The organism is Hydrogenophaga sp. ZJX-1, assembly GCF_048590325.1.
Lineage (GTDB): Bacteria > Pseudomonadota > Gammaproteobacteria > Burkholderiales > Burkholderiaceae_C > Hydrogenophaga.
The window spans coordinates 667,503-689,863 of sequence record NZ_JBMBRA010000002.1 but is presented as its reverse complement, the minus strand read 5'-3'; the positions used below and the strand labels follow the sequence as shown (position 1 = coordinate 689,863).

General features: G+C 66.2%; 16 protein-coding genes. 12 read left to right on the top strand and 4 right to left on the bottom strand.

Translation table 11 applies throughout. The features are described 5' to 3' along the window. Positions 1–8: 8 nt before the first annotated feature. From ubiV to ytfE, 3 genes are all read right to left on the bottom strand, one after another. Positions 9–908, bottom strand: a complete 900-nt coding sequence (ubiV, locus tag ACN5W5_RS07955) for a ubiquinone anaerobic biosynthesis protein UbiV (RefSeq protein ID WP_420047989.1) — start codon at positions 906–908, stop codon at positions 9–11. A 115-nt stretch (positions 909–1,023) separates the two neighbouring features. Then, on the bottom strand, positions 1,024–2,058 hold the full coding sequence (ubiU, locus tag ACN5W5_RS07950) for a ubiquinone anaerobic biosynthesis protein UbiU (protein WP_420047988.1): 1,035 nt from the start codon (positions 2,056–2,058) through the stop codon (positions 1,024–1,026). 134 nt (positions 2,059–2,192) lie between these two features. Next, entirely contained in the window at positions 2,193–2,915 is a 723-nt protein-coding gene (ytfE, locus tag ACN5W5_RS07945) for an iron-sulfur cluster repair protein YtfE (protein ID WP_420047987.1), read from the bottom strand. A 126-nt stretch (positions 2,916–3,041) separates the two neighbouring features. Here ytfE and ACN5W5_RS07940 point away from each other — a divergent pair, with 126 nt between their 5' ends. Further along, positions 3,042–3,515 (top strand): Rrf2 family transcriptional regulator, encoded by a 474-nt coding sequence (locus ACN5W5_RS07940; RefSeq protein WP_420047986.1) that lies wholly within the window; start codon positions 3,042–3,044, stop codon positions 3,513–3,515. A gap of 231 nt (positions 3,516–3,746) precedes the next feature. Here ACN5W5_RS07940 and ccoG read toward each other — a convergent pair whose 3' ends face one another. Continuing rightward, the gene (gene ccoG / locus ACN5W5_RS07935; RefSeq protein ID WP_420047985.1) at positions 3,747–5,171 is read right to left on the bottom strand and encodes a cytochrome c oxidase accessory protein CcoG; all 1,425 of its coding nucleotides are present in this window, start codon (positions 5,169–5,171) and stop codon (positions 3,747–3,749) included. Between the two features lie 148 nt (positions 5,172–5,319). Here ccoG and ACN5W5_RS07930 point away from each other — a divergent pair, with 148 nt between their 5' ends. From ACN5W5_RS07930 to ACN5W5_RS07880, 11 genes are all read left to right on the top strand, one after another. Beyond that, positions 5,320–7,251 carry a type IV pili methyl-accepting chemotaxis transducer N-terminal domain-containing protein gene (locus tag ACN5W5_RS07930; RefSeq protein ID WP_420047984.1) on the top strand — a complete coding sequence of 644 codons (1,932 nt, stop codon included), beginning with the start codon at positions 5,320–5,322 and terminating at the stop codon, positions 7,249–7,251. Then, the gene (locus tag ACN5W5_RS07925) at positions 7,248–7,934 is read left to right on the top strand and encodes a response regulator (protein WP_420047983.1); all 687 of its coding nucleotides are present in this window, start codon (positions 7,248–7,250) and stop codon (positions 7,932–7,934) included. Before ACN5W5_RS07930 ends, ACN5W5_RS07925 begins: the two co-directional genes overlap by 4 nt. 170 nt (positions 7,935–8,104) lie before the next feature. Continuing rightward, positions 8,105–9,373 (top strand): MFS transporter, encoded by a 1,269-nt coding sequence (locus ACN5W5_RS07920; protein WP_420047982.1) that lies wholly within the window; start codon positions 8,105–8,107, stop codon positions 9,371–9,373. Between the two features lie 24 nt (positions 9,374–9,397). After that, positions 9,398–11,056: an MFS transporter gene (locus ACN5W5_RS07915; protein WP_420047981.1), complete on the top strand. Its 1,659-nt coding sequence runs from the start codon at positions 9,398–9,400 to the stop codon at positions 11,054–11,056. 184 nt (positions 11,057–11,240) lie between these two features. Further along, on the top strand, positions 11,241–15,068 hold the full coding sequence (locus ACN5W5_RS07910) for a nitrate reductase subunit alpha (RefSeq protein ID WP_420047980.1): 3,828 nt from the start codon (positions 11,241–11,243) through the stop codon (positions 15,066–15,068). Positions 15,069–15,096: 28 nt separating this feature from the next. Next, entirely contained in the window at positions 15,097–16,629 is a 1,533-nt protein-coding gene (narH, locus tag ACN5W5_RS07905; RefSeq protein WP_420047979.1) for a nitrate reductase subunit beta, read from the top strand. A gap of 1 nt (position 16,630) precedes the next feature. Next, the gene (gene narJ / locus ACN5W5_RS07900) at positions 16,631–17,332 is read left to right on the top strand and encodes a nitrate reductase molybdenum cofactor assembly chaperone (protein WP_420047978.1); all 702 of its coding nucleotides are present in this window, start codon (positions 16,631–16,633) and stop codon (positions 17,330–17,332) included. Continuing rightward, positions 17,329–18,042: a respiratory nitrate reductase subunit gamma gene (gene narI, locus ACN5W5_RS07895; protein ID WP_420047977.1), complete on the top strand. Its 714-nt coding sequence runs from the start codon at positions 17,329–17,331 to the stop codon at positions 18,040–18,042. Before narJ ends, narI begins: the two co-directional genes overlap by 4 nt. Positions 18,043–18,071: 29 nt before the next feature. After that, entirely contained in the window at positions 18,072–18,905 is an 834-nt protein-coding gene (locus ACN5W5_RS07890) for a peptidylprolyl isomerase (protein ID WP_420047976.1), read from the top strand. A gap of 13 nt (positions 18,906–18,918) precedes the next feature. Next, positions 18,919–19,596: a carbonic anhydrase gene (locus tag ACN5W5_RS07885; RefSeq protein WP_420047975.1), complete on the top strand. Its 678-nt coding sequence runs from the start codon at positions 18,919–18,921 to the stop codon at positions 19,594–19,596. A 273-nt stretch (positions 19,597–19,869) separates the two neighbouring features. Beyond that, positions 19,870–22,302 carry an adenosylcobalamin-dependent ribonucleoside-diphosphate reductase gene (locus tag ACN5W5_RS07880; protein ID WP_420047974.1) on the top strand — a complete coding sequence of 811 codons (2,433 nt, stop codon included), beginning with the start codon at positions 19,870–19,872 and terminating at the stop codon, positions 22,300–22,302. The last annotated feature ends 59 nt before the right edge of the window (positions 22,303–22,361 follow it).

Here is a 22,361-nt window from a genome sequence, read left to right as displayed (position 1 = left end):
GGGGGCTTTCAGGCGAGGGCGGGTTCGATGCGTTCCTGCCCCGGCTGGCCGTGCCAGTAGCCGTTGCAGTCGCGGTCGGGCAGCAGAGGCAGCAGGGCGGCGCGTGCCGCCGGGCCATTCAGCGCTTCGCGGCGCACCGCGTCGTACAGGCCGATCACCTCGGCCGTGTGCAAGGACTGCGGGCTGATGCGCGCCACGTCCACACCGAGCGCCGTCAGATCGTCCCAGGCGTCGATCAGGCTGTGCACCCGCGCCGACTGGGTCTGGATGCCGTTGAGCACCAGGAACTCCGCCTGCTCGCGGGTCTTGAGCATCAGGCCGTCGGGGTGGTCGATGCAGCTGAAGCGGCAGTCGTCCTTGGGCAGGTTGCGGTGGCGCGCGGTGAAGCAGCGCGCCGAGAAAGCGAGCGGCAGGCGGCCGTGCACGAACACCTCGGTCTGCAGGCCGGCCGGGCGTTCCCGCTGCAGCAGGGCCAGGTCCTGGCGCGGCATCTCCAGCGGTGCGACCCAGCGCGACGCGCCCATCGAGGCCATCCATTGCAGCGTGGGGCCGTTGTAGACGTTGAGGTGCGGGCCGGCGACGAAACCGCGCTGACCGCCCAGTGCGCCCACCGCCCCCATGTCGTTGGCCTCGACCAGGAAGTCCGTGTTCGCCGCGACCTTCTGCATCGCGCTCACGTCCGAACCCGATTCCAGCAGCACCTGGGTGGAGAGCACGGCGGTCTTGCCCGCAGCGCGCATCCGCTCGGCCACGTCCAGCCAGTCCGACAGGCGCAGCTCGTGGCGGCGCGAGCAGGTCACCTCGCCGAGGTAGACGATGTCCACCGCGGTGGCGGCCATGGCCTCATAGAAGTCGAACACGGTCTGGCGTGGCCAGTAGTACTGCAGGGGTCCGAGAGAAAGTTTCATATCGGTGTTTCGTTCATCGCGCGTGCCTTTCCCAGCACACGCCGAAGATCCGGCTCCGCCGGTCCAAGGGCGTGGTCCCCCTGGGGGGAAGCCGCGAAGCGGCGCAGGGGGGAGGTCATTTCCACGGCCGGTGGTAGGCGCCCAAGGTGTGTTGCTGCCCCTCGGCCACCTGGTCGAGCGAGGCCATCCAGGCACTCCTGGGCGTGTAGTGCTGGGGCTGGGCCTGGCAGCTGTCGATGGCTTCGCGCCAGACCTTCGTCACCTGGGCCACGTAGGCCGGGCTGCGCTGGCGGCCTTCGATCTTGATCGCGCGCACGCCCATCTGCAGCAACTGCGGCAGCAGCGAAAGCGTGTTGAGGCTGGTGGGCTCTTCGATCGCGTAGTAGCTGGTGTCCTCTTCCACATCAAAGCGGCCCTTGCACAGCGTGGGATAACCCGCGCTCTCGCCGGTGGCGTAGCGGTCGATCAGCACGCCGTTCAGCCGCGACTCCAGGCCCTTCGGGGTTTCCTGCCAGCGCACCGCCTTGGCCGGTGAACAAACGCCGTGCGTGTTGGGCGACTCGCCGGTGACGTAGGACGAGAGCGCGCAGCGCCCTTCGACCATCACGCACAGGCTGCCGAATCCGAACACCTCGATCTCCACCGGCGTCTTCTGCACCACCTGGCGCACCTGGTCGAGCGAGAGCACGCGCGGCAGCACGGCACGCGAGATGCCGAACTCGCGGTGGTAGAGGTTGATTGCCTCGGGGTTGGTGGCCGAGCCCTGCACCGAGAGGTGCAGCCGCAGCCGAGGGTGGCGCTGCGTGGCGTAGCGCATCAGGCCGGGGTCGGCCAGGATGACCGCGTCCACGCCCAGGTTCACCGCCTTGTCCATCGCCTCGCGCCAGCGCTCCGGCTGCGCGGCCTGGGGGTAGGTGTTGAGCGCCATGAACACCTGGCAGCCGCGCGCATGCGCATAGGCCACGCCGCTGGCGATGGCCGCGTCGTCGAAGTTCAGGCCGGCGAAGTTGCGTGCGTTGGTGGCGTCGCGCAGGCCCAGGTAGACGCAGTTCGCGCCATGGTCCACCGCGGCCTTGAGCGCGGGCAGGCTGCCGGCCGGGCAGACCAGGTCCAGGGTGTGGGGGTTGTCGAACGTGCGGTCGGTGGCCATGGAAGCTTGTGTGGGAGGTGCGGCACGGCGGAGATGCCGTTGCCAGGCGGGCGCGAAGGTATCAGCGGCCCGGAGCCCGGGCGTTGACCTGGGTCAATGGGCTCATGGCTTGATCTGGCGCAAGCGGCCTGACATCAAGCGCAGCCGCAAGCCGATCCGCACCCGGTCTGCACCTGGACCTCGAACTGCGGGAACAGCACGTTGTTCTCCAGATGGATGTGGTTGATCAGGTCGTCGGACAGCTGCGCAACGCCGGCGTACAGGGCGCGCCAGGTGTTGCAGGCGCCGCGCGGCGGGTTGGCGTCGTCGGTGAGGGCCATCAGGCGTTCGAGCTGCGCACCGTGGCCGGTGTGTTCGTCGCGCATCACGTGGATCGGCCCCAGAGCCTGCGCGCCACCGCCGCTCTTGAACAGCGGGAACAGGATCTGTTCTTCCTTGTCCATGTGGTCCAGCAACTCGGCTTCCATGGTCTCCAGGTGTTCGGCCAGTCCAACCGGCACATCCGAATTCTCGCGGTGCACCGCCTCCACGCGGCGGGCCATGCGGATCAGCTCGGGCAGCTGCTTGCGGTGCACGGCGTGGTAGCGCGCGAGGATGTGATCGACCAGCGCTTCGGGCGATTCGGTCGTGGGCAGTTCGCTCGGGCGCTCCAGTTCCGCGAGCTCGGCGAGCACCGCGTCCAGTGGCAAGCCCTTGCTGGCGCAGGCCTGTTGCAGGGGCACCTGGCCTCCGCAGCAGAAGTCGAGCTTGAGGCGACGGAAGACCGCGGTGGAGCCCGGCAGATCGACGGCGATCTGGCCGATGGCCTGCCGGGCGCGGTCGGTGGTGGGGATTGCAACGGTGGTGGCGTGGTTCATGGGGTTTCCTTAAATATTCACACAAGATGAATATATTAAAAGATAAAATTCAGACTTGGTGAATATTTCATCAGAACGACACGGGGTATCCGGAAGAACGATGCCCCGCCTCCAGGAGATTCCGGCATGCGACTGACCCACTGGAGCGACTACAGCTTGCGGGTGCTGATGTACTGCGCCGCCTGTGCGCAGCGCGAAAGGCCCGCCACCATCAGCGAGATCGCCGAGGCCCACGGCATCTCGCGCAGCCACCTGACCAAGATCGTGATGACGCTCTCGGGCCAGGGGCTGCTGGAGACCACGCGCGGTCGCGGCGGCGGCCTGCGCCTGCTCAAGCCGGCGTGCGAGACTGTGCTGGGCGACGTGATCCGCCAGACCGAGACCGACTTCACGCTGGTCGAGTGTTTCGACAACGACCACAACACCTGCCGGCTCAACGGCTATTGCCGCCTCAAGGGCGCGCTGCAACAGGCGATGGACAGCTACCTCAAGGTGCTCGACGGCGTGACGCTGGCGGATCTGCTGGAACCCATGCCACCGGGCGCCGGTGTGCGCAGGGTCGTGCACCTGAAGCACATCCCGGGTCTGCCTGATCGGTAGGAGCGCCGTGGCTGCCTCTCCGTGGGGCACCCGTCTGCCAATCACGGCGCCCATCGGTCTCGGAGTCTGCGGAAGAAAGTGGGTGCCCCTGTCGATCTGAGGCGTTACCGTTCGTCGTGTTGGTGGCGGCACCAACCAAAGGAGAAACCACGATGCGATTCATTGGAGCGCATCGGGCTGGCCCGGCGCCCATGCGCCAGACCCCCCCAAGTCTGCGTCAGGCGCACCGCGTCAATAGCGTGGCACAACGAAGGTGCTTTTCACCTGAACTGGCTCGTGCGCGCCGGCCGTGTCGGGTTCGATCTGGAACACCACCGGCAGCGTCCCACCGCCATGGCGCTGGGCCCATTCCAGCGGCAGCACCAGCCGCACCGGCATGCTGGCGGTGCTGGTCGCGCCCACCGACAGCCCGGCGCCCGTGTCCAGGCGCAGGCCCTCCTGGCCCGAGACCCGCACGATGTAGCCCTGGGGCTGCTCCAGGCTGTTGGTGATCTGCAGCTGGTAGGTGTTCTCGACGTCGCCGTTGCCGGTCTGGCGTGCCAGTGCGCCGCGGTCACGGCTGACGGCCACGCCGTAGTCGCTGCGGTGGCCCACGCTCCAGACGAAGGCACTGCCCAGCGCCAGCAGCAGCGCCGCATAGATCAGCACCCGCGGGCGCCAGATGCGACGCAGCATGTGCGCGGGTGTCCAGCCCTGCGCGATGCCGTTGCCCGAGGAGTAGCGGATCAGGCCGGGTGCGTAGCCCATCTTGTCCATCACCTCGTCGCAGACGTCGATGCAGGCCGCGCAGGCGATGCATTCGTTCTGCAGGCCATGGCGGATGTCGATGCCGGTCGGGCAGACCTGCACGCAGAGCGTGCAGTCGATGCAGTCGCCGAGGCCCAGCGCCTTGGGGTCGGCCTTGCGCGAGCGCGCACCGCGGTTTTCACCCCGCTTCGTGTCATAGGCGATGACCATCGAATCCATGTCGATCAGCGCGCTCTGGAAGCGCGCGTAAGGGCACATGTACTTGCAGACCTGCTCGCGCATGAAGCCGGCGTTGCCGTAGGTGGCGAAGCCGTAGAAGAAGACCCAGAACGTGGCCCAGGGTGTGAGCGTCAGCGCCAGGGTCTGTTCGGCCAGGCTGTGGATGGGGATGAAATAGCCGACGAAGCTGAAGCCGGTGAACAGCGCGATGGCGATCCAGGCCACCTGCTTGCCCGTCTTGCGCAGCAACTTCTCCAGCCCCCAGGGCCGCGCGTCCAGCCGCAGGCGCGCGCTGCGGTCGCCTTCGATGCGCCGCTCGACCCAGAGGAAGATCTCGGTGTAGACCGTCTGGGGGCAGGCGTAGCCACACCAGACACGGCCGGCGATGGCGGTGACGAAGAACAGGCCCAGCGCCGACAGCACCAGCAGCGCCGCAAGGTAGATGAAATCCTGCGGCTGCAGCACCAGACCGAACACGTAGAAGTGCCGCTCCTCCAGATCGAACAGCACCGCCTGCCGCTCGTTCCAGCGCAGCCAGGGCAGGCCGTAGAACACGACCTGGGTCAGCCAGACCATCACCCAGCGCCAGCGCGCGAAGCGTCCGCTCACCGAGCGTGGGTAGATCTTCTGCTGCTGGTCCAGCAAGGGAAAGAACACCGGCTGGGCCGCCGGTTCGGGTGAATTTGACATGGCATCGGCGGCATGAAAAGATGCATTTTAAGTGCACATTAATTTTCCGATCGGATGCCTTGCATGTCCTTGCCCGCGCCGGGGTCTCCGGCCACGGGTGCACCACTTGCTGGTATCGGGGTCGGTACAAAGCCGCTAACCTATGGTCATGGCATCCACTGTTTCGCTCTCGATCAAGCTGATCCGCATCGGCGCCGGCCTGCTGGTCATCGCGCTGGCTTCGATCGGCCTCACGCTGTGGGTGACCTGGCAGCTCGAAGGCGGTGCCGCGGCGGTGAACGAGGCCGGGCGCATGCGCATGCAGACCTGGCGCCTCAACAGCTCGGTGGCGGCCCAGCTGCCGGCCAGCGACATCAACGCCCTGGTTGCACAGTTCGATCAGAGCCTGGGACTGCTGCGCAGTGGCGACCCGAGCCGCCCGCTGTTCGTGCCCTGGAACGACGAGGTCAGCCAGCAGTTCGTCCTCGTGGAGGCGCTCTGGCAGAACCAGCGCCCGCTGTGGCTGGGCGAGGTGCCGCCCGATGCCGCTCGCTCGCTGCAGGCCGCGGGCGAGTTCGTCGACGCGATCGACGGCTTCGTGCTGGTGATCGAGAAACAGCTCTCGGGCTACACCGCCATCCTCAACCTGTTCCAGTTCGTGATGATGGCGCTGGCCATCGGCAGCGCGGTGATCATGCTCTACACCGGCTACCTCTACGTGATCAACCCGCTGGCGCACCTGCGCAGGGTGCTGGCGCGGGTGGAGGCGGGCGAGTTCGGCACCCGCATCGACGTCGACACGCAGGACGAATTTGGCCAGGTGGCCGCCGGCTTCAACCGCATGGCCAGCACCCTGCAGTCGCTTTACGAAGGGCTGGAGGCCAAGGTGCAGGCCAAGACGCAGCGCATCGAGGCGCAGCGCGCCCGTCTGGAAGCGCTGTACGAGGTGAGCGCCTTTCTCGCGCAGGCCAACACCATCGAGGAACTCTCGCGCGGCTTCTCGCAGCGCGTGCGCCAGGTCATGAAGGCCGACGCGGTGGCGGTGCGCTGGTCCGACGAAGCCAACCAGCGTTACCTGATGCTGGCCTCCGACTGTTTCCCGCAGGACATGCAGGAGGAAGAACGCAGCCTGCTGGCCGGCGCCTGCGCCTGTGGCAACCTGCAGCCCGACGCCCGCACCCGGGTGATCCCGATCCACACCCACGACGCAGCTCCCATGCGGCACTGCGCGCGCGCGGGCTATGAAAGCCTGGTGAGCGTGCCGGTGCGCCTGCAGCAGCGGCTGATCGGCGAGATCGATTTGTTCTTCCGCAGCGACGTGCAGCTCAACGCCGACGAGACCGAGTTGCTCGACGCGCTCGCCAGCCACCTGGCCAGCGCACTGGAAGGCCTGCGCGCGGCGGCGCTGGAGCGCGAGGCTGCGGTGGGCGAAGAGCGCGCCCTGATCGCGCGCGAGCTGCATGACTCGATCGCGCAGTCGCTCGCCTTCCTGAAGATCCAGGCCGGTCTGCTGCGCAACGCGATGCAGAAGCAGCAGCCGGATCAGGTGAACGCCACGCTGGACGAGCTCGATGCCGGCCTGAAGGAGAGCATCAACGACGTGCGCGAACTGCTGGTGCACTTCCGCACCCGCACCAACACCGACGACATCGAGGCTGCGTTGCAGGAAACGCTGCAGAAGTTCCAGCACCAGACCGGCCTGCCCACGCGCCTGCAGCTCGAAGGCCAGGGCCTGCCGCTGCCGCCCGACGTGCAGGTGCAGGTGCTGCACGTGCTGCAGGAAGCGCTGTCCAACGTGCGCAAGCACGCGGGCGCCAGCCACGTCAGCCTCGATGTGCACAAGGCCGCGCGCTGGCGCTTTGTCGTGCGCGACAATGGCGCCGGCTTCGACACCCGCCAGCAGCGCAGCGAGAACCACGTCGGCATGAAGATCATGCGCGAGCGCGCCGAACGCATCGGTGCCAGCGTGGAACTGGTGTCCAGCCCCGGCCAGGGCACCACGGTGACCCTGACCCTGCCCCCCTACCCGGTGAGCGGTCGGGGCATCGGCACGCTGGGCCTGAACCTGCAAGAACTGTCCGAGACCCTGCCCGCCCCATGACCCACGCCCCCGCGCCCCGCATCCAGCTGCTGCTGGTCGACGACCACAACCTGTTCCGCCGCGGCCTGCGGGCCCTGCTGTCACAGGACGAGCGCTTCGAGGTGGTCTGCGAGGCGGGCGACATCGGCGAGGCCCTGCGCTGCCTGGCGCAGGCGCACAGGCCCGATGTGATCCTGCTCGACAACCACCTGCCCGGTGTGCGCGGGGTGGACGCCATTCCCGCGCTGAAAGACGCCGCGCCGGGCACGCGCATCCTGATGCTCACCGTGAGCGAAAACGAAGACGACCTGGCCGCCGCCCTGCGCGCCGGCGCCGACGGCTACCTGCTCAAGACGGTGGAGTCCGACCACCTGGGCGACACCATCGTCAAGGTGCTCGACGGTGAATCCGTGATCAGCCCCGAGATGCTGACCAAGCTGGTCTCGGTGTTCCGCGCCCGCCCGGCCGAGAGCGCGCCGGCCCCCCTGGAACCGGCCAACGGCCCATCGCCCGACCTGCTCTCGCCGCGCGAGCGCGAGATCCTGCAGCTGATCGCACGCGGCGACAGCAACAAGCTGATCGCGCGCGCACTCGACATCGCCGAGACCACGGTGAAGATCCATGTGCAGCACATCCTGCGCAAACTGGGTCTGAGCTCGCGGGTGCAGGCTGCGGTCTATGCGACCACGCATGGGCTGGCCTGAAATCCACTTGATCCACATCAAGTCGGGTTGATTCCGGCCCCGGGGTAGTTCTTCCGGACGATGGCCGCTGTGGCGACCATCGTCCTTCTGCTGCGTGCCGGGCACCCTCTGGCGGATGTTCGGCGCGGGAGAAAAAACGGACAGTCATGCCATGTCTCTGGAGAAAGAACATGGCCTCTGAACTTCGCAATCAACGGAAAGCCTGGTCGGTGCTGATCGTCAGCACGCTGGCTTTCACCGTCTGCTTCATGGTGTGGATGATGTTTGGCGTCATCGGGATACCCATCAAGAAGGCGCTCGACCTCAATTCCACCCAGTTCGGCCTGCTGATGGCCACGCCGGTGCTCACCGGCTCGCTGGTGCGCGTGCCGCTGGGCATCTGGACCGACCGCTACGGCGGCCGCATCGTGATGACCATCCTGATGGCGCTCACCGTGCCCGCGATCTGGATGATGAGTTACGCCACCGCCTACTGGCACTTCCTCACCATCGGCCTCTTCGTCGGCCTGGCCGGCGGCTCGTTCTCGGTCGGCACGCCCTATGTGGCGCGCTGGTTCCCGAAAAACCGCCAGGGCATGGCGATGGGCGTGTACGGCGCGGGCAACTCGGGTGCTGCGGTCAACAAGTTCGTCGCGCCGGTGCTGCTGGTGGCCTTCGGCTGGACCATGGTGCCGCAGGTCTACGCGGCCATCATGCTGGGCACGGTGATCCTGTTCTGGCTCTTCAGCCACAGCGACCCCTCGCACCTGGTGCCGAGCAACGTGACCTTCAAGGACCAGCTCCAGGCGCTGAAGGACCCCAAGGTCATCAAGTACTGCCAGTACTACAGCATCGTCTTCGGCGGCTATGTGGCGCTCTCGCTCTGGATGGTGCAGTACTACGTCGGCGAGTTCGGCCTCGACATCCGCGTCGCCGCCCTGCTGGCCGCGGCGTTCTCCCTGCCCGGCGGCGTGCTGCGCGCCATCGGCGGCATCCTGTCGGACAAGTTCGGCGCCCACAAGGTCACCTGGTGGGTGATGTGGGTGAGCTGGATCTGCCTGTTCCTGCTGAGCTACCCGCAGACCGACTTCACCGTCACGACCGTGGACGGACCCAAGACCTTCCACATCGGCCTCAATGTCTACATGTTCACCGGGCTGATGTTCATCCTGGGCATCTCCTGGGCCTTCGGCAAGGCCAGCGTCTTCAAGTACATCAGCGACGACTACCCGAAAAACATCGGCGCCATCAGCGGCATCGTCGGCCTGGCCGGCGGCATGGGCGGCTTTGTGTTGCCCATCATGTTCGGCGCGCTGATGGACCTGACCGGCATCCGCTCCAGCGCTTTCATGCTGATGTACGGCGTTGTCTGGGTCTCGCTGATCTGGATGTACTGGACCGAAGTGCGCAAGACCCAGGTCATGGGCGCGGAAGCCAAATCCTTTTCCCTTCAGAACTGACCCCCGCGGTCGGGATACACCACCATGAACACCAAAGCCAAACTGTCTGCCTCGGGTGCTGTTGCCAGCAGCCAGGGCGCCGACGTCGCCGACTGGCGCCCTGAAGACGACAAGTTCTGGGAACAGACCGGCAAGAAAATCGCCTACCGCAACCTCTGGATCTCGGTGCCCGCGCTGCTCTGCGGCTTCGCGGTCTGGGGCATGTGGGGCATCATCACCGTGCAGATGCTCAACCTGGGGTTCCCCTTCACCCAGGCCGAACTCTTCACGCTGACCGCCATCTCGGGCATTGCCGGTGCCACCATGCGCATCCCGGCCTCCTTCCTGGTGCGCCTGGCCGGTGGCCGCAACACCATCTTCCTCACCACCGCCATGCTGCTGGCCCCGGCCATCGGTACCGGCGTGGCGCTGCAGCACCCCGAGTGGCCGCTGTGGGTGTTCCAGCTGCTGGCGCTGTGGTCGGGCGTGGGCGGCGGCAACTTTGCGTCCTCCATGTCCAACATCAGCACCTTCTTTCCGAAGCGGTTGCAGGGCACGGCGCTGGGCCTGAACGCCGGCCTGGGCAACTTCGGCGTGACGACGATGCAGATCGTGATCCCGCTGGTGATGACGCTGCCGCTGCTGGGTGCCCTCGGTGGTGAGCCCATGACGCTGGTGAAAGACAGCGGCTGGATCTTCGGCAAGATCGCCGCCGGCACGCCCACCTGGATCCAGAACGCGGGCTTTGCCTGGGTGATCTCGCTGGTTCCGCTGTCGATCCTGGCCTGGTTCGGCATGAACAACCTGAAGACGGTGTCGCCCGATGCTGGCAATCCGATCGCCGCGTTCGCCAAGGTCACCTACCTCTACACCCTGGCCTTCATCCCGGCCGTCTTCATGCTCTATTTGTACCTGCCGGCCCCCACCGGCCTGGGCATCCTGAACATGTGGGTGGCGATCCCGCTGGACATCATCCTGGCGCTGCTGATGATGAAACTGGCGGCCTTCGGCCCCATGAAAGAGGGCGTGAGCAAGCAGTTCGCGATCTTCCGCAACAAACACACCTGGTCGCTCACCGCGCTCTACATCGTCACCTTCGGTTCCTTCATCGGCTTCTCGATGGTGCTGCCGCTGGCCATCACGGTGATCTTCGGCTTCCAGCACGTGGCCGATGCGGCCGGTGTGATGACGCACACGCTGAAAAACCCCAACGCACCCTCGGCCCTCACCTACGCCTGGATCGGCCCCTTCGTCGGTGCCGCAGTGCGTCCCCTCGGCGGCTGGATCTCTGACAAGGTCGGTGGCTCCATCGTCACCCAGGTCATCTCGGCCGTGATGGTGTTCGCTTCGGCTGCGGTGGGCTACGTGATGATGATGGCCTACGGCTCGGCCACGCCCGAGCAGTACTTCCCCGCCTTCATTGGCCTGTTCATCGTGCTGTTCTTTGCCAGCGGCATCGGCAACGGTTCGACCTTCCGCACCATCGGCGTCATCTTCGACCGCCAGCAGGCCGGCCCCGTGCTGGGCTGGACCTCGGCCGTCGCCGCCTACGGCGCCTTCATCGCCCCGGTGGTGATCGGTGCCCAGATCAAGGCCGGCACGCCGCAGTTCGCGATGTACGGCTTTGCGATCTTCTACGCCGTCTGCCTGGTGCTGAACTGGTGGTTCTATCTCCGTGCCGGCGCTGAGATCAAGAACCCATGAAGACACTTCTGGGCAGCTTTTGCTCGGGCCTCAGGCCGGCGTGGCACTCCGCTCCGTCCGCGTCCCCCGCTGCCATCGGCCTCCACAAAAGCCGGCATGCAAAAGCAGGCCCGCACCGCGCGTCGAACCAACAACCGAATAAACAGCCAATGACCCCGACAACGCACCCCAACCGGAGCACCCCATGAGCCACTTTCTGGACCGATTGACCCACTTCACCCTGCCCAAGGAAGCCTTCTCGGGCAACCACGGCCTGACGACCAACGAAGACCGCACCTGGGAAGACAGCTACCGCAACCGCTGGGCACACGACAAGATCGTGCGCAGCACCCACGGCGTGAACTGCACCGGCAGTTGCTCGTGGAAGATCTACGTCAAGGGCGGCATCGTGACCTGGGAAACCCAGCAGACCGACTACCCGCGCACGCGCTGGGACATGCCCAACCACGAGCCGCGCGGCTGCGCGCGTGGGGCCTCGTACAGCTGGTACCTGTATTCCGCCAACCGCGTGAAGTACCCCATGGTGCGCGGCCGCCTGCTGGAACGCTGGCGCGCCGCGCTCAAGGTCAGCAAGAGCCCGGTGGACGCCTGGGCACTGATCCAGCAAGACGCCAACGCACGCCGCGACTACCAGCAGGTGCGCGGCATGGGTGGCTTTGTGCGCAGCACCTGGGACGAGGTCAACCAGCTCATCGCGGCGGCCAACGTCTACACCATCAAACAGCACGGCGCCGACCGCATCATCGGCTTCTCGCCGATCCCCGCCATGTCCATGGTGAGCTACGCCGCGGGTTCGCGTTACCTGTCGCTCATCGGCGGCGTGTGCATGAGCTTCTACGACTGGTACTGCGACCTGCCGCCCGCCAGCCCGCAGGTCTGGGGCGAGCAGACCGACGTGCCCGAATCGGCCGACTGGTACAACAGCAGCTTCATCATCGCCTGGGGTTCCAACGTGCCCCAGACCCGCACGCCCGACGCCCACTTCTTCACCGAGGTGCGCTACAAGGGCACCAAGACGGTGGCGGTCACGCCCGACTATTCCGAGGTCGCCAAGCTTTCCGACCTGTGGCTGCACCCCAAGCAGGGCACCGACGCCGCGCTCGCCATGGCCATGGGCCACGTGGCACTCAAAGAGTTCTATTTCCCCGATGGCGGCAAGCAGCGATCCAGCTACTTCGACGACTACGCGCGCCGCTACACCGACCTGCCGCTGCTGGTGATGCTGAAGGAGCACACCCTGCCCGACGGCACGGTGACCATGGTGCCCGACCGCTACCTGCGCGCCAGCGACTTCAACGGCAAGATGGGCCAGAAGAGCAACCCCGAGTGGAAGACCGTGGCCTTCGACACCGCCGGCAAGGCCGTGCTGCCCAACGGCTCCATCGGCTTCCGCTGGGGCGAGCCCGGCCGCGAAGACGAAGGCAAGTGGAACCTGGAGTCCAAGGAAGCGCGCGGCAACAGCGACGTGAAGCTCAAGCTCTCGGTGATCGAAGACGGCGAGCAGGACCACCAGGTGGTGGACGTGGGCTTCCCGTATTTCGGTGGCAACGCCACGCCCCACTTCACCGCCAACGCGCAGAACGGCGAGATCAACCACGCCAAAGTGCCCGCGGTGCGCCTGCGCCTGGGCAAGGCCGGTGAAGAACGTTACGCGATGGTCGCCACCGTGTTCGACCTGCAGGTCGCGCAGTACGGCATCGACCGCGGTCTGGGCAGTGGCGCCAAAGACTTCGACGACAACGCCGCCTACACCCCGGCCTGGCAGGAAAGCATCACCGGTGTGCCACGCGACCAGGTCATCACCGTGGCGCGCCAGTTCGCCGACAACGCCGACAAGACGCACGGCAAATCCATGGTGATCATCGGCGCGGCCATGAACCACTGGTACCACGCCGACATGAACTACCGCGGCGTCATCAACCTGCTGATGATGTGCGGCTGCATCGGCCAGAGCGGCGGCGGCTGGGCCCACTACGTGGGCCAGGAAAAGCTGCGTCCGCAAACCGGCTGGGTGCCGCTGGCCTTTGCCACCGACTGGGTGCGCCCGCCGCGCCAGATGAACAGCACCAGCTTCTTCTACGCCCACACCGACCAGTGGCGCTACGAGAAGCTCGGCATGGAAGAGATCGTTTCGCCCACGCTGAGCGCCGCCGACAAGGCCGCCTTCAGCGGCAGCATGATCGACTTCAACGTGCGCGCCGAGCGCATGGGCTGGCTGCCGAGCGCACCGCAGCTCAAGACGAATCCGATGCAGGTCGTCAAAGACGCCCAGGCCGCTGGTCTGGACGCCAAGGACTACGTGGTCAAGGCGCTCAAGGACGGCACACTGGAGATGAGTTGCGAAGACCCCGACGCACCGCAGAACTGGCCGCGCAACATGTTCGTGTGGCGCTCCAACCTGCTGGGCTCCAGCGGCAAGGGCCACGAGTATTTCTGCAAGCACCTGCTGGGCACCGAGAACGGCGTCCAGGGCAAGGACCTTGGCCAGGACGACGCCAAGCCGGCCGAAGTGACGTGGCACCAGAACGCGCCGCAAGGCAAGCTGGACCTGCTGGTCACGCTCGACTTCCGCATGAGCACCACCTGCCTGTACTCCGACATCGTGCTGCCGACCGCCAGCTGGTACGAGAAGAACGACCTCAACACCAGCGACATGCACCCCTTCATCCACCCGCTGTCGGCGGCCGTGGACCCGGTGTGGCAGGCGCGTTCGGACTGGGAGATCTACAAGGGCTTTGCCAAGACCTTCAGCGAGGTCTGCGTTGGCCACCTGGGCGTGGAAAAAGAGGTGGTGCTCACGCCCATCATGCACGACACCCCCGGCGAAATGGCGCAGGCCTTTGAGGTCAAGGAATGGAAGAAGGGCCACTGCGAACTGATCCCGGGCAAGACCGCGCCGCAGATCGCCGTGGTCGAGCGCGACTACCCCAACACCTTCAAGCGCTTCACGGCCCTGGGCCCCCTGCTCGACAAGCTGGGCAACGGCGGCAAGGGCATCGGCTGGAAGACCGGCACCGAGGTCGAGCAGCTCGGCCAGCTCAACGGCAAGACGCTGGACGAAGGCGTGTCGCAGGGCATGCCGAAGATCGTCAGCGACATCGACGCCTGCGAGGTGATCCTGCAGCTGGCGCCCGAGACCAACGGCCACGTGGCGGTGAAGGCCTGGGAAGCGCTGGGCAAACAGACCGGGCGCGACCACACCCACCTGGCCGTCTACCGCGAAGACGAGAAGATCCGCTTCCGCGACATCCAGGCGCAGCCGCGCAAGATCATCAGCTCGCCCACCTGGAGCGGTATCGAGAGCGAGACGGTGAGCTACAACGCCGGCTACACCAACGTCCACGAATACATCCCATGGCGCACCCTCACCGGGCGCCAGCAGTTCTACCAGGACCACCCCTGGATGATCGCCTTCGGTGAAGGCCTGGCCAGCTACCGGCCGCCGGTGGACCTGAAGACCACCGAGGGCATCCACAACATCAAGCCCAACGGCCACAAAGAGATCCAGCTGAACTTCATCACGCCGCACCAGAAGTGGGGGATCCACTCCACCTACAGCGACAACCTGATGATGCTCACGCTGAACCGCGGCGGCACCGTGATCTGGCTCAGCGAAGACGACGCCAAGAGCGCCGGCATCGTGGACAACGACTGGGTCGAGCTGTTCAACATCAACGGCGCCGTGGCGGCCCGCGCGGTGGTGAGCCAGCGCGTCAACCCCGGCATGGTGATGATGTACCACTCGCAGGAAAAGATCATCAACACCCCCGGGTCGGAGATCACCGGCGTGCGCGGCGGCATCCACAACTCGGTGACCCGCATCGTGCTCAAGCCCACCCACATGATCGGCGGCTACGCGCAGCTGAGCTACGGCTTCAACTACTACGGAACCATCGGCACCAACCGCGACGAGTTCGTGGTGGTGCGCAAGATGCACAAGGTCGACTGGCTCGACACACCCGCCGATGACCACCTGGTCCGCGCGTACCAGTCGCAAGGCGAGAACCCTTGAGCCCACTGCCCTTCATTCGGAGTCAATCATGAAAATACGCGCACAAATCGGCATGGTGCTCAACCTGGACAAGTGCATCGGCTGCCACACCTGTTCGGTCACCTGCAAGAACGTCTGGACCAGCCGGCCCGGTGTGGAATACGCCTGGTTCAACAACGTCGAGACCAAGCCCGGCATCGGTTACCCCAAGGAGTGGGAAAACCAGGACAAGTGGAACGGGGGCTGGGTCCGCAAGGCCGACGGTTCCATCGTGCCCAAGCAGGGGGGCAAGTGGTCGCTGCTGATGAAGATCTTCAGCAACCCCAACCTGCCGCAGATCGACGACTACTACGAGCCCTTCACCTTCGACTACGACCACCTGCAGTCGGCGCCGGAGATGAAGCACGCGCCCACCGCCCGTCCGCGTTCGCTGATCACCGGCAAGCGCATGGAGAAGATCGAGTGGGGCCCGAACTGGGAAGAGATCCTGGGCGGCGAGTTCAGCAAGCGCAGCAAAGACGCGAACATGGACGGTTTCGAACAGGCCCAGAAAGACATGATGGGTCAGTTCGAGAACACCTTCATGATGTACCTGCCGCGCCTGTGCGAGCACTGCCTGAACCCGGCGTGTGTGGCTTCGTGCCCCTCGGGCTCGATCTACAAGCGCGAAGAAGACGGCATCGTGCTGATCGACCAGGACAAGTGCCGCGGCTGGCGCATGTGCGTGAGCGGTTGCCCCTACAAGAAGATCTACTACAACTGGAAAAGCGGCAAGGCCGAGAAGTGCATCTTCTGCTACCCGCGCATCGAAGCCGGTCAGCCCACGGTGTGCAGTGAAACCTGTGTCGGTCGCATCCGCTACCTCGGCGTGCTGCTGTACGACGCCGACCGCATCGCCGAAGCCGCGAGCACGCCCAACGAGATCGACCTCTACCAGGCCCAGCTCGACCTGTTCCTCGACCCGAACGACCCCAAGGTGATCGAGCAGGCGCGCATCGACGGCATCCCCGACGCCTGGATGGCCGCGGCCCGCCAGAGCCCGGTCTACAAGATGGCGGTGGAGTGGAAGGTGGCCCTGCCGCTGCACCCCGAATACCGCACCCTGCCCATGGTCTGGTACGTGCCCCCGCTCTCGCCCATCACCGCTTCGGCCAACGCCGGCATGCTGAGCCAGAACGGCGAAATCCCGGACGTGTCGCAGCTGCGCATTCCGGTCAAGTACCTGGCCAACCTGTTGACCGCCGGCGACACCGGCCCGGTGGTGCGCGCGCTCGAACGCATGCTGGCCATGCGCTCCTACCAGCGCACCAAACACGTGGACGGCCTGGTCAACCAGGACGTGCTCGACCAGGTGGGCCTGACCGCCCGCGAGGTGGAAGAGATGTACCGCTACATGGCGATCGCGAACTACGAAGACCGCTTCGTGATCCCGACCACGCACCGCGAGTACGCCGAAAACACCTTCAACGTGAAGGGCGGCTGCGGCTTCAGCTTCGGCAACGGCTGCTCCGAAGGATCGACCGAGACCAGCCTGTTCGGTTCTGAAAAGAAACGCACCATCCCGATCAAGCTGGGAGTCTGAGATGAACCTGTTTTCTTCCTCTCCTCCCCAGGCCCGACTCACGCTGCGCGTTCTGGCGCACCTGCTGCGTTACCCCGACGCGGCGTTCCGCGAACACACCGCCGAGATGCAGCAGGCGCTGCGCACCGAGGCGGCTTTGCCGGCCGCGCGGCTGGCCGAGCTCGACGCGCTGCTCAGGCACCTGGGCACCCAGCCGGCGCTGGACGTCGAGTCCGAGTACGTCGAGCTGTTCGACCGCGGGCGCCGCACCGCGCTGCACCTGTTCGAACACGTGCACGGCGACTCGCGCGACCGCGGCCCGGCCATGGTCGACCTGATCCAGACCTACGAAAAAGCCGGGCTGTACCTGGGCCCCGACGAGCTGCCCGACTACCTGCCGGTGGTGCTGGAATTTGCGTCCACCCAGCCGCCGCAGCAGGCACGTGAATTCATGGGCGAGATCGCGCACATCGTGCGCGTGATCTTCAGCGCGCTGGCCGGTCGCCAGAGTCCCTACGCCAGCGTGCTGGCGGCGGTGCTGGAGCTGGCGGGTGAGAAGGCCGAAGCGGTGGCCGTCGCGCCCGAGCCGGCATTGGACGAGAGCTGGGCCGAGCCCGAGGTGTTTGGTGGTTGTTCGACCGAAGGCCAGGCCAAACCGAACCAGCCGCAACCGATCCATATTGTCAGAAAGTCATCCCAACCTTCTCAAGGAGAGCAGGCATGAACCCGCTGCACAACTTCCTCTTCAACGTCTATCCCTACATCTGCCTGGCGGTGTTCTTCATGGGCAGCCTGGCGCGCTTCGACCGCGACCAGTACACCTGGAAAAGCGATTCCTCGCAGCTGCTGCGCAAGGGCCAGCTGCGCTGGGGCAGCAACCTGTTCCACATCGGCATCCTGTTCCTGTTCGGGGGTCACACGGTGGGCCTGCTCACGCCCCACTTCATGTACGAGCCCTTCATCACCGCCGAACAGAAGCAGCTGGTGGCCGTGACCGCGGGTGGCATCGCCGGCGTCATCTGCTTCATCGGCCTGACGCTGCTGCTGCACCGCCGCATCTTCGACGACCGCATCCGCCTCACCAGCCACCGCACCGACCTCGGCATCCTGATCATCCTGTGGGTGCAGCTGGTGCTGGGCCTGATCACCCTGCCGTATTCGTTCGGTCACAAGGACGCCGGCGTGATGCTGGCGCTGGCCGACTGGGCGCAGCGCATCGTGACCCTGCGCCCCGACGCCGCCGGCCTGGTGGCGCTGGACTGGCCCTACAAGGTGCACCTGGTGCTGGGCATGACGATCTTTCTGCTCTTTCCCTTCTCGCGTCTGGTGCACGTGTGGAGCGGCTTCGGCACGCTGGCCTATGTGGTTCGCCCCTACCAGGTGGTGCGCAGCCGCAAGCTGGGCCTGACGCCGAACGACCCCCGCCAGCCGTGAGCGCTTCCACCCTGAACCAGGAACTTGCCATGAGTCCATCTTCTACTGTTGGTTGCGGCAGCAGCAGCTGCGCCTGCGCCGATCTGGCCCAGCCCGCCGTGGCCAGCATCAACGGCATCGCCCTGCATGAACCCGATGAAGTGCTCGATGCCCAGACCCTGCGCGAGCGCGCCTACACCGAACTGCTGATCCAGGAGGCGGTGAAACAAGGACTGCTGCCGCTGTACCGCGGTCTGGTGGCGATGCAGCCGGACGAGGCGCAGCGCCAGGTCATCGAGACCATGCTCGACCAGGCCGTGACCTCGCCCGATCCCACCGAAGAAGAATGCCGCCGTCACTACGAAGCGCAGAAAAACCGGCTGATCGTCGGGCAGGCGCTGCATGTGCGGCACATCCTGTTTGCGGTGACGCCGGGCGTGAACGTGCACGCGCTCTCGCAGCGCGCCGAAACGGCCTTGCTGGAGCTGTCGCGCAAGGACGTGCTGGCGGGTCGCTTCGCGCAACTGGCTGCCGAGTTGTCGAACTGCCCCTCGGGCGCCCAGGGCGGCGACCTGGGCTGGGTGACGCCGGAAGCCTGCGCCCCCGAGCTGGCCAACGAGCTGTTCTTCCAGAGCGATTCGCGCTGGGGCATGGGCGTGCACCCGCGCCTGGTGCACACGCGCTTCGGTCTGCACATCATCGAGGTGCTGGGCCGCAAGAAGGGCCAGCTGCCCGAGTTCGAGCAGGTCCGCGACCAGATCGCCAGCCGCCTCGCGCTGCAGTCGCGCAGCACCGCGCTGCGCCAGTACATGCAGCTGCTGGTGGGGCAGGCGAAGGTCGAAGGGATTGAGCTCGAAGGCGCCGACTCGCCCCTTGTTCAGTGAGACCGCAGCCGCCATGCCCGACGACCTGCTGTTGCGCCTGCGCGATTTCCATTCGGATTATTTTCCGCTGCACCAGCAGCGCTTCCAGGACCTGGTGGCGCAGGGCCAGCATCCCAAGACGCTGTTCATCGGCTGTTCCGACTCGCGCCTGGTGCCCTACCTGCTGACGGGTGCTGCGCCGGGCGAGTTGTTTCTCGTGCGCAACGTGGGCGCGTTCGTACCGCCCTACGACCAGTCGCACGGCCTGCACGGCACCATGGCGGCCATCGAGTTTGCGGTGCTGAGCCTGAAGGTGGAACGCATCATCGTCTGTGGCCACAGCCATTGCGGCGCGATCCGCACCGCCTACGAAGGTGCGCCCGACGAAGCGGTGGCGCTCAAGGCCTGGCTCAAGCTGGCCGACGAGGCCCTGCTGCCGGTCCAGCCCAGCGCCGAAGCGCTGCGCCGCACCGAGCAGCGCGCGGTGGTGCTGCAGCTGGAGCGGCTGATGGATTACCCCATGGTGCGCCGCGCCGCGGAGGCGGGCCAGCTGTCGCTGCACGGCTGGCATTACGTGATCGAGGAGGGCGAAGTCCACGTGTTTGACGCAGCACAGGGTGCGTTTGTGCCGGCCTCGTTGGCCTCCCACAGCGGCACGGGCCCATACCCGCCTTATGTCGAACACGATGGGCAAATTCTTTCTGATGGATGAAGTGAGGTATATAGAAAGCGGATTGCCTGTTCATGAGGCAGTTGCCGGGCGTGGACGGGCCGGGGCATCCGGGTGGCACCGCCGAATTCGCTCGGAAAAGGGACGGGCATCGGATGCGTGGTCGTTGAACCGGCGCCGGGCAGGGCAAAATGGCGGGTGGTTTTTACCCGTCCGGTCGTTCGCCGCCCACACGACGGCATACCCGACCCGAGCCTCCCTGCCACCACCCCGCAGCCTGGCCGCCCCCTCTCACTCTTTCCAACAATCACCGAGATGAAACGCGACAACACCATGCGTCCCCAGGACCTGACCGCCACCCAACCCATCAGCCAGGACGTGCTGGCCGAGAAATACCTGAAACCGGGCGAAACCGGTCTGGAAGACCTGTACCGCCGCGTGGCGCGGGCGCTCGCTTCGGTGGAAAAAGAGGCGGAACGGGCCGAATGGGAGCAGCGTTTCCTGGACAACCTGCACGCGGGCGCCATCGGCGCGGGCCGCATCATGAGCGCGGCCGGCACCGACATCCAGGCCACCCTGATCAACTGCTTCGTGCAGCCCGTGGGCGACGCCATCCAGGGCGTGGACGCCGAGGGTTATCCCGGCATCTACGAAGCCCTGCGCGAAGCCGCCGAGACCATGCGCCGCGGCGGTGGCGTGGGGTATGACTTCTCGCGCATCCGCCCCAAGGGCGCCGAGGTCAAGGGCACGCACTCCATGGCGTCCGGCCCCTGCAGCTACATCAACGTCTTCGACCAGTCCTGCTCCACCGTCGAAAGCGCGGGCGCGCGCCGCGGCGCGCAGATGGGCGTGCTGCGCATCGACCACCCGGACGTGATGGAGTTCATCACCGCCAAGCGCACGCCCGGCCGCTGGAACAACTTCAACGTCTCGGTCGGCGTGTCCGACGCGTTCATGGAAGCCGTGGGCAACGACCAGCCCTGGGAGCTGGTGCACAAGGCCAAGCCCGGCAAGACCCTGATGGACAAGGGCGCCTACCAGCGCAGCGACGGCCTGTGGGTCTACCAGACCCTGTCGGCCACCGAGCTGTGGGACACCATCATGAAGTCGGCCTACGACTTCGCCGAACCCGGCATCCTGTTCCTCGACAAGATCGGCACCGACAACAACCTGCACTACTGCGAGACCATCGCGGCGACCAACCCCTGCGGCGAGCAGCCCTTGCCGCCCTATGGCTGCTGCGACCTCGGTCCCATCATCCTCACGCGCTTCGTCAAGAACCCGTTCGGTTTCGGTGGCGTGCCGGCGTTTGATTTCGAGGCCTTCGAACAGGCGGTGGCGACCCAGGTGCGCGCGCTCGACAACGTGCTCGACGTGACCTTCTGGCCGCTCGAACAGCAGCGCGCCGAAAGCGCCGCCAAGCGCCGCATCGGCGTGGGCTTCACCGGCATGGGCAATGCCCTGGCCATGCTCTGCGTGCGCTACGACCGCGAAGAGGGCCGCGCCATGGCGGCCCAGATCGCCGAGCGCATGCGCAACGCCGCCTACCTCTCGTCCGTTGAGCTGGGCAAGGAAAAAGGCGTGTTCCCCAAATTCGACGCCGAGGGCTACCTGGCCCCCGGCACCTTCGCCAGCCGCCTGCCCGAGGCGATCAAGAAGGCCATCCGCAAACACGGCATCCGCAACAGCCACCTGCTGTCCATCGCGCCCACCGGCACGGTGAGCCTGGCCTTTGCCGACAACGCCTCCAACGGCATCGAGCCGCCGTTCTCCTGGATGTACCGCCGCAAGAAGCGCGAGGCCGACGGCTCCACCAGCGAGTACGCGGTGGAAGACCACGCCTGGCGCCTGTACCGTGAACTCGGCGGTGACGTCGACCAGTTGCCCGACTACTTCGTCAACGCGCTGGCCATGAGCGCGGGCGAACACATCGCCATGATGGAAGCGGTGCAACCCTTCGTGGACACGGCGATTTCCAAGACGGTGAACGTCGCGGCCGACTACCCGTTCGAAGACTTCAAGAGCCTGTACCAGAAGGCCTGGCGCGCCAGCCTCAAGGGCATGGCCACCTACCGACCCAACAGCATCCTCGGCTCGGTGCTCGACACCGGCAGCGCCGCGACCGACGCCAAGCCCGCCGTGGCCCCCGCACCGGTGGACCCGATGCGCACCGTGATCGAAAGCCGCCCCAAGGGTGCGCTGTCGGCCGTGGCCGACAAGATCGAATACTGGACCCAGGAAGGCCACAAGACGCTGTACATCGTGGTCTCTTTCCTGCCGGTGCCCGCGGCCGAAGGCAATGGCACGGTCGAACGCGCCATCGAGTTCTTCATGCCCGTGGGCCAGAGCGGCGAGTCGCAGCAGTGGATCACCTCCACCATGCGCATGCTGTCGCTGGCCGCGCGCGGCGGGTTCCTGGAACGGGCGCTCTCCGACATGCGCAAGGTCGCCTGGGATCGCGGCCCCGTGCGCCTGGGCACCTACCAGAAGGCCGATGGCACGCACGTGCCGATGTGGCACGACTCCGAAGTCGCCGCCATCGCCTTTGCGTTGCAGAACATCATCGCGCGCCGCGCCCAGCTGAGTGTGGTGTCGGCCGCCCCGGCGCCGGCCATGCCCGAGCTGACCGGCATGCCCTCGGGCGTGATGGCCGGCAAAAAATGTCCCGAGTGTGGTGCGCACGCCATGATCCGCAAGGACGGCTGCGACTACTGCACCCAGTGCGGGCACCTCGGCACCTGCGGATGAGCGCCGCCCGGCCGTTCCGAAGGCGCTCAGCCCCGCAGTGCGCAGCACGGTGGGTAGTC

Bases quoted from the DNA above. Each gene is read 5' to 3' on its own strand.
- ubiV (WP_420047989.1), bottom strand. From the start codon at position 908: ATGAAACTTTCTCTCGGACCCCTGCAGTACTACTGGCCACGCCAGACC.
- ubiU (WP_420047988.1), bottom strand. From the start codon at position 2,058: ATGGCCACCGACCGCACGTTCGACAACCCCCACACCCTGGACCTGGTC.
- ytfE (WP_420047987.1), bottom strand. From the start codon at position 2,915: ATGAACCACGCCACCACCGTTGCAATCCCCACCACCGACCGCGCCCGG.
- ACN5W5_RS07940 (WP_420047986.1), top strand. From the start codon at position 3,042: ATGCGACTGACCCACTGGAGCGACTACAGCTTGCGGGTGCTGATGTAC.
- ccoG (WP_420047985.1), bottom strand. From the start codon at position 5,171: ATGTCAAATTCACCCGAACCGGCGGCCCAGCCGGTGTTCTTTCCCTTG.
- ACN5W5_RS07930 (WP_420047984.1), top strand. From the start codon at position 5,320: ATGGCATCCACTGTTTCGCTCTCGATCAAGCTGATCCGCATCGGCGCC.
- ACN5W5_RS07925 (WP_420047983.1), top strand. From the start codon at position 7,248: ATGACCCACGCCCCCGCGCCCCGCATCCAGCTGCTGCTGGTCGACGAC.
- ACN5W5_RS07920 (WP_420047982.1), top strand. From the start codon at position 8,105: ATGGCCTCTGAACTTCGCAATCAACGGAAAGCCTGGTCGGTGCTGATC.
- ACN5W5_RS07915 (WP_420047981.1), top strand. From the start codon at position 9,398: ATGAACACCAAAGCCAAACTGTCTGCCTCGGGTGCTGTTGCCAGCAGC.
- ACN5W5_RS07910 (WP_420047980.1), top strand. From the start codon at position 11,241: ATGAGCCACTTTCTGGACCGATTGACCCACTTCACCCTGCCCAAGGAA.
- narH (WP_420047979.1), top strand. From the start codon at position 15,097: ATGAAAATACGCGCACAAATCGGCATGGTGCTCAACCTGGACAAGTGC.
- narJ (WP_420047978.1), top strand. From the start codon at position 16,631: ATGAACCTGTTTTCTTCCTCTCCTCCCCAGGCCCGACTCACGCTGCGC.
- narI (WP_420047977.1), top strand. From the start codon at position 17,329: ATGAACCCGCTGCACAACTTCCTCTTCAACGTCTATCCCTACATCTGC.
- ACN5W5_RS07890 (WP_420047976.1), top strand. From the start codon at position 18,072: ATGAGTCCATCTTCTACTGTTGGTTGCGGCAGCAGCAGCTGCGCCTGC.
- ACN5W5_RS07885 (WP_420047975.1), top strand. From the start codon at position 18,919: ATGCCCGACGACCTGCTGTTGCGCCTGCGCGATTTCCATTCGGATTAT.
- ACN5W5_RS07880 (WP_420047974.1), top strand. From the start codon at position 19,870: ATGAAACGCGACAACACCATGCGTCCCCAGGACCTGACCGCCACCCAA.